This is a genomic window from Bradyrhizobium diazoefficiens (genome assembly GCF_016616885.1).
GTDB lineage: Bacteria > Pseudomonadota > Alphaproteobacteria > Rhizobiales > Xanthobacteraceae > Bradyrhizobium > Bradyrhizobium diazoefficiens_F.
The window spans coordinates 5,641,666-5,655,402 of the sequence record NZ_CP067102.1 but is presented as its reverse complement, the minus strand read 5'-3'; the positions used below and the strand labels follow the sequence as shown (position 1 = coordinate 5,655,402).

The window sequence follows — 13,737 nt, the reverse complement described above, 5'->3', positions numbered from 1 at the left end:
GCGCCCTCTCAGCATCAATTCGACGGCACTTCTAGCTGCCACTTCTGTAGTATCCATTTTGATAAACACCCGGCTGCTCAAATTTTTCGAGAGCCCTCAGATCGGCCTTGTTTAGCACCACGCCAAGCAGGCGATCGTGAAGGTCCGGCTCGGCCAGCAGATGGCGCCGCACCGCCTTGATCCTGGTGCTTCCCCATTCTACCACGAACACGAAGGAGTCGATCACCGGGACGATCGCACGCACGTCGACGACAGGTGCGATCGGCGGAAGGTCGATGATAACATAATCATAGCTTTCGCGCAGTCGATCAAGGAGGGTTCGAAATCCCTGCGAGGCCAGCACCTCGTCGGAATGGACCGGAGCTTCGGTCAGCAGCAGAGGGAGCAGCGCCAGTCCCGTGGCGGCGTCTCGGCCCGTGGCCCGTGCGAGATCGATCTTGCCGCTCAGCACCTCCAGCCATCCAACTGACGGCCGTGGCGTGAGCGAGCGGGCAAGCGTAGGATTGCGCAGGTCCGCGTCGATCAGGATCACCCGTCGACCGGCATCGGCCAACAGCGACGCAAGGTTCGAGGCAACAGTGGACTTGCCTTCGCCCGCGACGGTCGAGGTGATGCCGATCAGCCTGTTCTCGCGGATGGTGGATTCCAGCCACGCTCTCATCTTGATTGCGCGAAACGCTTCGGTGAAGACCGAGATCGGATCGTCGACTGCGCGTCGCTTCAACGGATCGATGAATGCGTAATGGGGTGTATCCGCCGCCACGTTCTCCACGGTTTGCAGCGGCGGACCCAGTCGACCGGCCTCTGCATCGAATCCGGTCGCGATCGATCGCGGAGGCGATGGTGCACGAGGTGCCTGTCCGGCCGCGAGCGGAATCACCGAAAGACAACGGACGCCCAATTCCTGTTCGGCCTGAGATCCCGTGCGGAAGACACCGTCGATCGCCTCGCGCCAAGCTGCAATTCCAAAACTCGCCATCAGCCCCATCGTGAGCGCGATGGCAAGGACGAATGACGCCACCGGCTTGCTCTTCTTCTTCGGCGCGGCGGCCGGACTGATCACGCGTGCATCGGTGATTGGAAACGACTGCTGCTGTATCGCCTCCATATAACGCTGCAGGAAGGTGTCGTAGAGCGTGTGATATACCTTGGCGGAGCTTTCGAGCTCGGCCAATCCAAGCCGATCGCGGTTGGTGAGTTGGCCCTCGGATACCAGGCTGGCCAGCGACCGCTCCAAACTCTCTTCGCGCGTCTTGGCGATCTCGTAATCGCTCTTGTAGCTGCCAGCGATCCGTCCGAGCTCCCCGCGGATGTTTCGGCGCGTTTCCTCCATCTGGTCGCGCAGGTTGATCGCGGCCGTATGGTCCGCACCATATCTCGTCGAGATGTTGGCCTCGCGCGCAGACAGGTCGACATACTGATTGCGAAGCCGCGTAATGACCTCGTTTTTCAGGATATCTGCGACGGCGCCCTCGCTGACGTCCATTTTCCGGACTTGCTCGATCCGGTCGAGCCGGGCCTTGGCCTCGCTGGTGGCGCCGCGCGCGGCGGCGAGCTGGCTGTTCAGTTCGAACAGCTGTTGTTCGCCGATGAGCCGGCTCGCGCTGCCGGCCGATACGTTCGGTCCGCCGAGGTCGACAATGTTGTTCTTTTCCTTGAACTCCAGGACGGCGCGATCGGCTGTCGCCGCCTTCGACTTCAGCTCGTTGATCCGGTCCTGCAGCCAGGCGCCTGCGCGGGTGACTGTCTGGTATTTTGCGCCGAGCTGGTCGTCGATATAGGCTTCCGCGATCGCGTTGGCGACCTTGGCCGCGGTCTCGGGGCTACGCGACGTGTATGAGATGTTCAGCGCATAAGTCTTATCGCCGCGTGTGATGAAGCGGTGGGCCAGAAACTCATCGAGCGCCCTCTGCTCACGTTCTTCCACCGTGTCGGAGGAGGTGACGTTCGGACGCGAGAACAGGCTCCAGCCGCCGGCGAATTCCGGATCGTCGGCGAGCTTGAGGCTCCTTACAACGTCGAGTCCCAGCTTGCGCGACGCGAGAATTTCGACCTGGGAGCCCACCTGAAGCGTGTCGAGCGGAATATCCCCCTGCGGCTGCAATTGGTTCTGCAGGACCCGCAGCGTGCTGCTGTCGATCAAAAGCGTAGCGGTCGCGGTGTATTGCGAGGGAGTGACCAGTAGATAGAGCAGGCCGATGGCTATTGCCACGGCAGGCACGACGAGAATGACCCGATATTGCCGCCGGGCCAGTCCAGACAGTTGGTCGATCAAGGCCGACATCGAGGACGAAGCTTCTTCCCGCCCACCGCTATAGTTGACGCGGGTTCTGTGCAACGGCATGTCCATCGTCGATCACATCCTCGGCGGGCGGGCGGTTGCTCGGAGCAAAAAGGTGCGACCACGACCGCAGGGAAATTCCACCTGACCGGGGCATCTCACCCTGTCTGGTCCCAAGGGCAGCGGGAGAGGCATTGATCGTCGCATAACTCTACCAGCTAGGAGTATCTCGGCTCATGGTCTTGCCATGACCGAGCCCCGGCCCGCCGAGTCGTGACGCCAGCCCTCGGTAACGTTGATGGCTTTCTCTAGCGAACAAATAATACACATTTGCAACAGTTTGATATGAACTGATGTAGGTGCGTCGTTCGATGTGTTATGTGTTATCGCAGCGGGCAACGCCGGATGTCACGCGCCTTCGCGTCGGCGTGTCGAGGAAATGACGCGTCGGCGGCGTCGGGTGCCATTCCGTGATCTCGCAAGATTCAGTGGCTTGCAATCCAAGCCTCACGTCTTGCCGGGCCACTTCTCGACGCACGGAACGACACCATCGCACTTCAGGGTGACCTTGTAGTCGCGGGCCTGGTTGGGTGCGCTCGCGGCTGTGCTGTCGCGTTCGCCGGCCCCGGCGAGCGCCATTTGCGCCCGGACGCCGTCAAGGTCAGTGAAGCGGAAGGCCGCACCCGATCGCCGCTCCCGGCCATGATCGGATACCCCTGCCGTCCGCATGAACGCCAGCTTGCAGGGATTTAACTTGGTTCGAATTGAGTGCCACTTTAACGTTCCCGTTCCGCTGACCAGATGTTTGGGAAGAGAATAGCCCCAACTTGCTGCTTTTTCGCCAGGGCGGCCGGGAATCAGACGGCAGAAGAGGCGATAAGTATTTGAAATATAAGGAAAATATGAGAAGTGGCGATGGCCAACGATAGCACGCGTAACGCTCTGATTGGATACATGATCAGTGACGGCATTCGGTAAACTCGTCCGCACCACGGCATTCCGGCTCACGCTGGTCTACCTGTTCCTGTTTGCGATCTTCGCGGCCTCGCTGCTCGGCTATTTCGCCTGGAACACGCGGCGCTTGATCACCGAAGAGATCACGCAGACGGTGAATGCCGAGACCTCGGAGATCAACGAGATCTACGGTCGCCGCGGCCTGTTCGGCCTCGTGCGTTCGATCGAGTATCGGGCGCTGCGGCCGGGCGCCAATCTCTACCTCGTGACCACGCCGACCGGGCAGGCGGTCGCCGGCAATGTCGGCTCGCTGGCGCCGGGCGTGATGGCGACGCGCGGCTGGTCGGAGACCGCCTACCGGCGCATCGAGGACGCGGATGACCGCGACCATCGCGCGCTGGTGCGCGTCACCGAACTTGAGAACGGTTTCCGCCTCCTGATCGGCCGCGACCTCGCCGAGCGGCGGCGCTTGTTCAGCATCGTCGCCAAGGCCGCGCAATGGTCGATCCTGATCGTGGTGGTGCTCGGCCTCGGTGGCGGCGTCTTCGTCGCGCGCAGGGTGCTGACGCGCATCGATGCCATGACCGGCACGGCCCAGCGCATCATGACCGGCGACCTCAGCGGGCGCCTGCCGGTGGGCCGCAGCGGCGACGAGCTCGACCGCCTCGCCGAAAACCTCAACGCCATGCTGGAGCGGATCGAGGCGCTGATGGTGGGGCTCAAGGAAGTCTCGGACAATATCGCCCACGATCTCAAGACGCCGCTGACGCGTTTGCGCAACCGCGCCGAGGAGGCGCTGGCGAAGTCGGGTTGCGAGGCCGATTATCGTGCCGCGCTGGAACGGACCATCGAGGAATCCGACGGGCTGATCCGCACCTTCAACGCGCTGCTGATGATCGCGCGCGCGGAGTCCGGCCAGGCGCGCGGCAATATGGACGATTTCGACGCGGCCGATGTCGCCAACGGCATTCACGAGCTCTATGAGCCGCTGGCGGAGGACGACGGCATGTCCTTGAAGGTGAAGACGCAAGCCGCGCCCATTCACGGCAATCGCGAATTGATCAGCCAGGCGCTCGCCAATCTCGTCGAGAACGCGATCAAATACGGCAAGCCGGCCGCGCAGTCGGCCGGAACCGTGGTCAGCATGGACGCCCGTCAGATCACGATCGAGGCGAAGCGCGAGGGCAACCAGGTGCAGCTCAGCGTCACCGACCGCGGCCCCGGAATCCCCGAAGCCGATCGCAAGCACGCCGTGGAACGATTCGTCAGGCTGGAGGCGAGCCGCACCATGCCGGGCTCCGGTCTCGGCCTCAGCCTCGCGTCCGCCGTCGCCACGTTGCATGGCGGCGAATTGCGGCTGGGCGATGCCCAGCCCGGTCTCGTCGCCACGCTGCTGCTGCCGGCGCGCGCGGGAGCCGGCGACAGGGTTGCTCCTCCAATACCGGATGTGCCACAGAAGGTGGCATGAACCACTCCGCGCCGGGAAACGCGGACAAGCATGGTGAGAGCCTGGCCGCGCGCTTTGCGGAGGCTCCCCATATTGCCGCTTCCACAACCGACGAACGACGTTTTGAAAGCTGGCTAGCCGAGCTTGACCCTGCACAGTCGGCTCGTCTGCAAGCCTTGCTCGTCCATCCTTTTGCCCGGATTATTCTCGCCGGGATTGCGGAATTCTCGCCTTATTTGTTCGATCTGGTGCGCGCCGATCCGCTGCGCCTGATCCGGCTGCTCGAATGCGAGCCGGATGCTCATCTCGCCGCGCTGATCGCAGAAGCGAGGGACGCGGTGCTCGCGGCAGGCGACGAGGCCGAGGTGATGCGGCTGCTTCGCCGCATGAAGGCGGAGGCGGCGCTCTTGATCGCGCTCTGCGACATCGGCGGAGTCTGGCCGGTGATGCGGGTGACCGCCGCGCTGACCGATCTCGCAGTATCCTCGGTGCAGGCGGCGCTGCAGTACCTGCTGCGACAGGAAGCCGCACGCGGCAAGCTCGTGCCGCCCGATCCCGAGGCGCCGGAGGTCGGCTGCGGCCTGATCGTGCTTGCGATGGGCAAGATGGGCGCGGGCGAGCTGAACTATTCCAGCGACATCGATCTCATCGTGTTCTTCGACCCCGATGCCACGACACTTGCGACTGATATCGAGCCGCAACCGTTCTTCGTCCGGGTGACGCAGGGCATGGCGCGCGTCCTCCAGCAGCGCACCCATGACGGCTATGTCTTCCGTGTCGATCTGCGGCTGCGTCCTGACCCGTCCTCGACGCAGGTCGCGATTTCGCGAGATGCCGCGCTGAACTATTACGAGCGGGAGGGACGCACATGGGAGCGCGCCGCGATGATCAAGGCGCGTGCCTGCGCCGGCGACGCCAGAGCAGGCGAGGCGCTGCTTGTCGAAATCGCGCCCTTCGTCTGGCGGAAGCATCTCGACTTCGCGGCACTTGCCGACGTGCACGACATGAAGCGGCAAATGCAGACCTATCGCGGCCAGAGCGAGATCTCGGTCGAGGGCCACAACGTCAAGGTGGGCCGTGGCGGTATCCGCGAGATCGAATTCTTCGCCCAGACGCAGCAACTGATCGCGGGCGGCCGGCATCCGGAATTGCGGGCGCGGCCGACGCTCGCCGCGCTCAACATCCTTGCTTCCAGCAACTGGATCACCTCCGCTGCGCGCGACGAGCTGACCACGGCGTATGAATTCCTGCGCCGGGTCGAGCACCGTCTCCAGATGATCGCCGACGAGCAGACCCATGCGCTGCCGGAGGACAAGGAGGCGGTCGAACGCTTCGCCTGGTTCTTTGGCTATGACAGCCGCGAGACCTTCGCGCACGACCTGCTGCGCCAGCTCGAGATCGTCCAGGGACACTACGAAAAACTGTTCGAAGGCGACGACCGGACCGGCACGGCAAGCCTGCCTGCGATTGACTATCGCGCCGGTCCCGACGATCGGCGCCTGCTTCAGCACCTGACGACGCTCGGATTCAAGAAGCCCGCTGCCGTGGCGCAGATCATCTGCGACTGGCTCACCGGAGACTACCGCGTCTTCCGCAACGAGCAGACGCGAAACGCCTTCGTCGAATTCGTGCCGGCCCTCATCGACGGCCTGGCGCATGCCGAGGGGCCGGACCGTGCCGTCGTCGCGTTCGACCAATTCCTCCAGGCGCTCCAGCGTGGCGGCCGGCTGATCACGCTGCTCGGCCAGAACCGCGATCTCGTTGCGCTCGTTGCGCTCGTGCTTGGCGCGGCGCCCAGGCTGGGCGAGATGCTGGCTCGGCAGCCGCAGCTGATGGACGGCCTGATCGATCCGCGCTTCTTCGGCGCAATGCCGGACAAGCAGGAATTGTCGGCGCGGCTTGCGACCACGGTGCAGGATGCGGACTCCTACGAGGAGTTTCTGGACCGCCTGCGCCTGTTCGGTCAGGAGAGCCTGTTCCTGATCGGCACCCGCATCCTCTCCGGCACCGTCTCGGCGCAGCAGGCGAGCACGGCCTTTGCCGATGTCGCCGAAGGCATCGTCCACACCGTTCACGGCCTCGTCGCCGATCGCTTCGCCGACCAGCACGGACGGATCAAGGGGCAGGAGACCGCCATCATCGCGATGGGCCGGCTCGGCAGCCGCGAGATGACGGCGTCCTCGGATCTCGATCTGATCCTGCTCTATGATTTCGACAGTGACAATCCGGACTCCGACGGCCAGAAATCACTTCAGGGCGCGCATTACTTTGCCCGCTTCACCCAGCGCCTGATCAGCGCCTTCACGACTCGCACCAATTACGGCGTGCTCTACGAGATCGACATGCGGCTGCGTCCTTCGGGACGGGCCGGTCCGGTGGCATCGAGCTTGGTCTCCTTCGCGGACTATCAGGCCAACGAGGCCTGGACCTGGGAGCACATGGCGTTGACGCGCGCGCGCGTGGTGTCGGCATCGCCCGAATTCACTGCGCGGATCGAGCAGATCATCCGCGGGGTCCTGACCCGCCGCCGCGACCCCTCGATCACCGCCAACGACGTCGCCGACATGCGCCGCGCGATCGCGCAGGAGAAGGGCGAGACCGACTATTGGGACCTGAAATACGCCTCCGGCGGCATGGTCGATATCGACTTCATCGCGCAATATCTCCAGCTCGTGCATGCCCATGACAAGCCGGATATTCTCGATGTCAGCACGGTACAGGTGCTGGAGAATGCCGCAAGACTCGGCGTGCTGCCGCACTCGGAGGCGGAGATCCTGCGCGCCGCGGCGCGGCTCTATCACGATCTGACGCAGATCCTGCGGCTCTGCGTCAGCGACCGCTTCAAGCCGGAGACGGCGGGCACTGATCTTCAACGCGTAATGGCGCGCGCCGGCGACGCGCCGGATTTCTCGTCGCTGGAGGCGCGCGTGAAGGAGACGCAGGGCGAGGTGCGGCGCGTGTTCAGTGCGCTTCTGGAAGGGAAGTCGTCTGCTTGAGCGAGGCGAGGGCTTCGTGAACGTTCGGCGCAAGGCCGGCGCCGCCGGCATCGAGATGGGCGAAGATCGCGCGCTTCATGCGCGGGTCCCAGAACTTCTTGATGTGGTCGGCAATTCCCGGCACGGCCTTTTCGTGGCCCTGGCTCTCGAAAAACTTGCCGATCTGGTTGGCCATGTAAACGAGGCGATCAGGCGACGACATTGACAATCTCCGAAGCACGATGGGCCGTGACGCGGCCATGGTGCGTGAACGTTTCAAACCCGTCGCTGCGGGCAATTGCAATCAGCGTGATGCCAGCGGCCTCCGCTGTACGCACCGCGAGCGCGGTGGGCGCGGAGACCGCAACCAGCACAGGCACGCCGATTGCGGCGGTCTTCTGCACCATCTCGACCGAGACCCGGCTTGTCAGCAGCACCATGCCGGCGCTTGCGTCCGTGCGGCTGCGCGCCAACGAACCGGCGAGCTTGTCGAGCGCGTTGTGCCGGCCCACGTCCTCGCGCAGGGCCACGATGCCATTCGATCGCGACCAGAAGGCCGCGGCATGCACCGCGCGGGTCTGCATGTTGATCGATTGCAGGGGGGCGATCGCCTGCATCGCCGTCATGATCTGCTGCGGCGTGAAGGTCTGCCCTTGCGGCACCACAGCCGCGGGCCGCACGGCTTCGGCGATTGAATCGATGCCGCAGATGCCGCAGCCAGTGGGACCCGCGATGTGGCGGCGGCGCTCGCTGATGCGTGCGGCGTCTTCCGACTCCAGCCACATCCGCAGCTCGATGCCGTCGTCGAGGCGGACCACCTCGAGCGACTTGATGTCGTCGACCGATTTGATGATGCCTTCGTCCAGGCTGAAGCCGACGGCAAAATCCTCGAGGTTCTGCGGCGTCCCCATCATGACGGCATAGGTGCCGCCATTGTAGGTCAGCGCCAGCGGCGTCTCCTCGGGGATCAGCCGGGTGCCTTCGGACGCGATGCCATCGCGCCAGATTTCGCGGTCGATGGCCTGGACTGGCACGTGCATGCGGCTACTCCGCAGCCTCGGCCGGCGCGATGCGGCGGGAGTGTCGCGCCTGCTCGTCGTAGCTCTTCTGCCAGTCGGACGGGCCGTTCGACGGCGAGATCTGCACCGCCGTGACCTTGTATTCGGGGCAGTTGGTCGCCCAGTCCGAATAGTCGGTCGTGATGACGTTGGCCTGCGTGTCCGGGTGGTGGAACGTGGTATAGACGACGCCGGGCGCGACACGGTCGGTGAGCTCCGCGCGCAGCGTAGTCTCGCCGGCGCGGCTCTGCAGCCGCACCCAGTCGCCGTCGCGCACGCCGCGCTGCTCGGCGTCGTGCGGATGGATCTCCAGCCGGTCTTCGGCGTGCCAGACCACGTTCTCGGTGCGCCTTGTCTGCGCGCCGACATTGTACTGGCTCAGGATGCGGCCCGTCGTGAGCAGCAGCGGGAAGCGGGGACCGGTGCGCTCGTCGGTCGCGACATACTCGGTGACGACGAACTTGCCCTTGCCACGGACGAAGCCGCCGATATGCATCACCGGCGTGCCCTCTGGCGCCTTCTCGTTGCAGGGCCACTGCACCGAGCCGAGCTCTTCCAGCTTGGCGTACGAGACGCCGGCAAAGGTCGGTGTCAGCGCGGCGATCTCGTCCATGATCTCCGAGGGATGGCTGTAGTTCATCTCGAATCCCATCGCCTTGGCGAGCGCGATGGTGACTTCCCAGTCGGCCATGCCGTTCTTTGGCGACATCACCTTGCGAACGCGCTGGATGCGGCGTTCGGCATTGGTGAAAGTGCCGTCCTTCTCGAGGAAGCTCGAGCCGGGGAGGAAAACGTGGGCGTAGTTCGCGGTCTCGTTGAGGAAGAGGTCGTGGACGATGACGCATTCCATCGCCGACAGCGCCGCCACCACATGCTTGGTGTTGGGATCGGATTGCAGGATGTCTTCGCCCTGCACATAGAGCCCCATGAACGTGCCTTCGATGGCGGCATCGAACATGTTGGGAATGCGCAGACCCGGCTCCGGGTTGAGCTTGACGTCCCACATCGCCTCGAACTGCTCGCGCACGGCATCGCCCGCGATGTGGCGGTAGCCGGGAAGCTCGTGCGGGAAGGAGCCCATGTCGCAGGAGCCCTGCACGTTGTTCTGGCCGCGCAGCGGGTTCACGCCGACGCCGGGACGGCCGATATTGCCGGTCGCCATCGCCAAATTGGCGATCGCGATCACCGTGGTCGAACCCTGGCTGTGCTCGGTGACGCCGAGGCCGTAATAGATCGCGCCATTGCCGCCGGTGGCGTAAATGCGGGCCGCTTCACGCAACGTCTGCGGATCGACGCCGGTGAGGATGGCGGTCGCTTCCGGGCTGTGCTTGGGCTGGGCGACGAAGGCGGCCCATTCCTCGAACTCGGTCCAGTCGCAGCGCTCGCGCACGAAGGCTTCGTTGACGAGACCTTCGGTGACGATGACATGCGCCAGCGCCGTCACGACAGCGACGTTGGTGCCGGGCATCAGCGGCAGATGCAGCGCCTTCACATGCGGCGATTCCACCATCTCGGTGCGGCGCGGATCGATCACGATCAGCTTGGCGCCCTGGCGCAGCCGCTTCTTCAGGCGGGAGGCGAAGACGGGGTGAGCCGAGGCCGGGTTGGCGCCGATGATCATGGCGACGTCGGTATTCTCGACCGAGTCGAAATCCTGCGTGCCGGCGGAGGTGCCGAAGGTGACCGAAAGGCCATAGCCCGTCGGGGAGTGGCAGACGCGCGCGCAGGTGTCGACATTGTTGTTGCCGAAGCCGGCGCGGATCAGCTTCTGCACCAGATAGGTCTCTTCGTTGGTGCAGCGGGACGAGGTGATGCCGCCGATGGCGTCACGGCCGTATTTCTTCTGGATGCCGCGCATCCTGGCCGCGGCAAACGAGAACGCTTCATCCCAGGAGACTTCGCGCCAGGGATCCTCGATCCGCTCGCGGATCATCGGATTGAGGATACGTTCCTTGTGATTGGTATAGCCCCAGGCGAAGCGGCCCTTGACGCAGGAATGGCCGCGATTGGCCTTGCCGTCCTTGTACGGCACCATGCGGACGACTTCCTCGCCGCGCATCTCGGCCTTGAAGGTGCAGCCGACGCCGCAATAGGCGCAGGTGGTGACGACGGAGTGCTCGGGCTGGCCGATCTCGGTCACGGACTTTTCCGTGAGCGTCGCGGTCGGGCAGGCCTGCACGCAGGCGCCGCAGGAGACGCATTCGGAGCCGAGAAAACTCTCGCTCATGCCGGGCGAGACGCGGCTGTCGAAGCCACGGCCGGAGATGGTCAGCGCGAAGGTGCCTTGCACCTCCTCGCAGGCGCGGACGCAGCGCGAGCAGACGATGCACTTGGAGGGATCGTAGGTGAAGTAGGGGTTGGACTCGTCTTTCGGCATCCAGGCGGCGTTGATCTCGCCGTTGGACTTGCCAGGTGTCTTGGCGAAGACGTGGTTCTCGCCTTCATAACCGTAGCGCACGTCACGAAGGCCCACCGCACCGGCCATATCCTGCAATTCGCAATCGCCATTGGCACCGCAGGTGAGGCAGTCGAGCGGATGGTCGGAGATGTAGAGCTCCATCACGCCCTTGCGCAGCTTCTTCAGCCGCTCGCTCTGGGTGTGGACAACAAGGCCGTTCATGACGGGCGTGGTGCAGGAGGCCGGCGTTCCGGCGCGGCCCTCGATCTCGACGACGCAGAGACGGCAGGAACCGAATGCATCGACCATGTCTGTCGCGCAGAGCTTTGGGATCTGGTGGCCGGCGTCCATCGCGGCGCGCATGATCGAGGTGCCCTCGGGCACCGTGACCTCATTGCCGTCGATGGTGAGCGTCACCATCGTTTCCGATTTGGAGCGCGGCGTGCCGTAGTCGATTTCTTCGATCAGAGACATCGTTGTTCTCCTATTCCGCGGCCTGAAGCGTGGTCGGGGCCGGGACGAAATCCTCCCGGAAATGCTTCAATGCGCTGAGCACGGGGTAGGGCGTGAAGCCGCCGAGTGCGCAGAGCGAGCCGAATTTCATGGTGTTGCAGAGGTCTTCGACGAGCGCGAGGTTCTCGGCTACCCGCTCGCCGCGGATGATTTTCTCGATGGTCTCGACGCCGCGGGTCGAGCCGATGCGGCAGGGCGTGCACTTGCCGCAGGATTCGACGGCGCAGAACTCCATGGCGAAACGCGCCTGCTTGCGCATGTCGACGCTGTCGTCGAACACGACGATGCCGCCATGGCCGATCAGGCCGTCGCGCGCGGCAAAGGCTTCGTAATCGAACGGCGTGTCGAACAGGGCGCGCGGGAAATAGGCCCCGAGTGGACCGCCGACCTGCACGGCGCGCACCGGACGGCCGGTGAACGTGCCGCCGCCGATGTCGTCGACGAGCTCGCCGAGCGTGACGCCGAACGCCGTTTCGAACAAGCCGCCCTGGCGGATGTTGCCGGCGAGCTGGATCGGCATGGTGCCGCGCGAGCGCCCCATGCCGAAATCGGCATAGGCCTTGGCGCCTTCGGCGAGGATGAAGGGGATGGCCGCGAACGACAGCACGTTGTTGATGACGGTCGGCTTGCCGAACAGGCCGTGATGGGCCGGCAGCGGCGGCTTTGCGCGCACCAGGCCGCGGCGGCCTTCGAGGCTCTCGAGCAGCGAAGTCTCCTCGCCGCAAACGTAAGCGCCGGCGCCGACGCGCACGTCCATGTCGAAGCTGGTGGTCGAGCCGCCGATCTTGTCGCCGAGATAGCCGCCGCGCCGCGCGGCTGATATCGCGGCATTCATCGCCTCGACCGCATGCGGATATTCACTGCGGATGTAGATATAGCCCTTGGTCGCACCGACGGTGATGCCGGCGGTCGTCATGCCCTCGATAACCAGGAAGGGATCGCCTTCCATGATCATGCGGTCGGCGAAGGTGCCGCTGTCGCCTTCGTCGGCATTGCAGACGATGAATTTGCGGTCGGCCTTGGCTTGCGCGACCGTCTTCCACTTGATGCCGGTCGGGAAGCCGGCGCCGCCGCGGCCGCGCAGGCCGGAGGCGGTGACTTCGGCCAGGATCGCGTCCGAGCCGAGCGACAGTGCGCGCTCCAGGCCCTTGTAGCCGCCATGAGCGCGATAATCCTCGAGCGAGCGCGGATCGATCACGCCGCAGCGGGCGAAGGTGAGGCGGGTCTGGCGCTTGAGCCAGGGGATCTCGTCTGCGACGCCGAGCCGCAGGGCGTGCGGTCCGTTGCTCGCCATTGACTCGAGCACGGAGGCGACATCTTCGGAGCTCACCGGGCCGTAAGCGACGCGCCCCTTTGGGGTCGCCACCTCGACCATCGGCTCCAGCCAATGCAATCCGCGCGAGCCGGTCCTGACGATCTCGATCGGCAGGCCGCGCTTCCCTGTGATCTGCTCGAATGCTGCGACAACCTCATCGGCGCCGACGGCGATAGCGGTCGCATCGCGAGGGATAAAAATTTTCAGCTTCATCGTTGCGCCTCCGCAACCAGCGCATCGAGGCGCTTCTCGTCGAGCCGGCCGACGAGGCGGCCGTCGAGCATCGCCGACGGCGCGGTCGAGCACAGCCCGAGGCAGTAGATCGGCTCCAGCGTGACGCGATCATCCGCAGTGGTATTTCCAAGCGAAACGCCGAGCTTCGATTCAGCGCGCGCAGCCAGTGCATCACCGCCTGCGGCCTGGCAGGCCTCGGCGCGGCATAGCTTCAGCACGTGGCGGCCGGCCGGCTTGTGACGGAAATCATGGTAGAAGGTGAAGACGCCATGGACCTCGGCGCGCGACAGATTCAGCGCCTGGGCCACCATGGGGATCGCCGCCTCCGGCACATAGCCGAACGCCTCCTGGAGCGCGTGCAGAATGACGAGAGTCGCGCCTTCCTGCTTGGCATGTTCGGCGATGATCTCGGCGCCGTGCGTCTCGTCCCAAGGCTGGTAAGAAGGCTCGTAAGAAGGTTCGTAAACCGCTGTCATTCTTCGTTCTCAAATTGAGCGTCCCTTCCGCGCAAACTATTTGGAATCGTTCGAAGATCAATAAAGCTGTCTCATGCTGCGATTGC

Annotated in this window: 9 protein-coding genes; 2 read left to right on the top strand and 7 right to left on the bottom strand. The window is 64.5% G+C overall.

Features of this window, described 5'->3' with window-relative positions; translation table 11 throughout:
• Positions 1-31: 31 nt before the first annotated feature.
• Together JJC00_RS26480 and JJC00_RS26475 are read right to left on the bottom strand one after the other, a co-directional pair.
• Entirely contained in the window at positions 32-2,350 is a 2,319-nt protein-coding gene (locus JJC00_RS26480; RefSeq protein ID WP_200468809.1) for an AAA family ATPase, read from the bottom strand.
• A gap of 438 nt (positions 2,351-2,788) precedes the next feature.
• On the bottom strand, positions 2,789-3,289 hold the full coding sequence (locus tag JJC00_RS26475) for a hypothetical protein (protein ID WP_200468808.1): 501 nt from the start codon (positions 3,287-3,289) through the stop codon (positions 2,789-2,791).
• Between JJC00_RS26475 and JJC00_RS26470 the strand changes: the two genes are divergently transcribed.
• Together JJC00_RS26470 and JJC00_RS26465 are read left to right on the top strand one after the other, a co-directional pair.
• The gene (locus tag JJC00_RS26470) at positions 3,243-4,703 is read left to right on the top strand and encodes a sensor histidine kinase (RefSeq protein ID WP_200468807.1); all 1,461 of its coding nucleotides are present in this window, start codon (positions 3,243-3,245) and stop codon (positions 4,701-4,703) included. The two genes, JJC00_RS26475 and JJC00_RS26470, sit on opposite strands and share 47 nt — an antisense overlap.
• Positions 4,700-7,678, top strand: a complete 2,979-nt coding sequence (locus JJC00_RS26465) for a bifunctional [glutamine synthetase] adenylyltransferase/[glutamine synthetase]-adenylyl-L-tyrosine phosphorylase (RefSeq protein WP_200468806.1) — start codon at positions 4,700-4,702, stop codon at positions 7,676-7,678. Before JJC00_RS26470 ends, JJC00_RS26465 begins: the two co-directional genes overlap by 4 nt.
• Here JJC00_RS26465 and JJC00_RS26460 read toward each other — a convergent pair.
• Genes JJC00_RS26460 through JJC00_RS26440 form a run of 5 tightly spaced genes read right to left on the bottom strand, consistent with a single transcriptional unit; the run spans position 7,644 to position 13,651 of the window.
• The gene (locus tag JJC00_RS26460) at positions 7,644-7,880 is read right to left on the bottom strand and encodes a formate dehydrogenase subunit delta (RefSeq protein WP_200468805.1); all 237 of its coding nucleotides are present in this window, start codon (positions 7,878-7,880) and stop codon (positions 7,644-7,646) included. The two genes, JJC00_RS26465 and JJC00_RS26460, sit on opposite strands and share 35 nt — an antisense overlap.
• The gene (gene fdhD, locus JJC00_RS26455) at positions 7,867-8,697 is read right to left on the bottom strand and encodes a formate dehydrogenase accessory sulfurtransferase FdhD (protein WP_200468804.1); all 831 of its coding nucleotides are present in this window, start codon (positions 8,695-8,697) and stop codon (positions 7,867-7,869) included. Before fdhD ends, JJC00_RS26460 begins: the two co-directional genes overlap by 14 nt.
• Before the next feature lie 4 nt (positions 8,698-8,701).
• The gene (gene fdhF, locus JJC00_RS26450) at positions 8,702-11,587 is read right to left on the bottom strand and encodes a formate dehydrogenase subunit alpha (RefSeq protein WP_200468803.1); all 2,886 of its coding nucleotides are present in this window, start codon (positions 11,585-11,587) and stop codon (positions 8,702-8,704) included.
• Between the two features lie 10 nt (positions 11,588-11,597).
• On the bottom strand, positions 11,598-13,154 hold the full coding sequence (locus tag JJC00_RS26445) for a formate dehydrogenase beta subunit (RefSeq protein WP_200468802.1): 1,557 nt from the start codon (positions 13,152-13,154) through the stop codon (positions 11,598-11,600).
• Positions 13,151-13,651, bottom strand: a complete 501-nt coding sequence (locus tag JJC00_RS26440) for a formate dehydrogenase subunit gamma (RefSeq protein WP_200468801.1) — start codon at positions 13,649-13,651, stop codon at positions 13,151-13,153. The genes JJC00_RS26445 and JJC00_RS26440 overlap by 4 nt, the downstream gene beginning before the upstream one ends.
• Positions 13,652-13,737 lie beyond the last annotated feature (86 nt).

Coding starts and splice junctions, on each gene's coding strand:
- JJC00_RS26465 (WP_200468806.1), top strand. CDS start 4,700: ATGAACCACTCCGCGCCGGGAAACGCGGACAAGCATGGTGAGAGCCTG.
- JJC00_RS26460 (WP_200468805.1), bottom strand. CDS start 7,880: ATGTCGTCGCCTGATCGCCTCGTTTACATGGCCAACCAGATCGGCAAG.
- JJC00_RS26440 (WP_200468801.1), bottom strand. CDS start 13,651: ATGACAGCGGTTTACGAACCTTCTTACGAGCCTTCTTACCAGCCTTGG.
- fdhF (WP_200468803.1), bottom strand. CDS start 11,587: ATGTCTCTGATCGAAGAAATCGACTACGGCACGCCGCGCTCCAAATCG.
- JJC00_RS26445 (WP_200468802.1), bottom strand. CDS start 13,154: ATGAAGCTGAAAATTTTTATCCCTCGCGATGCGACCGCTATCGCCGTC.
- fdhD (WP_200468804.1), bottom strand. CDS start 8,697: ATGCACGTGCCAGTCCAGGCCATCGACCGCGAAATCTGGCGCGATGGC.
- JJC00_RS26480 (WP_200468809.1), bottom strand. CDS start 2,350: ATGGACATGCCGTTGCACAGAACCCGCGTCAACTATAGCGGTGGGCGG.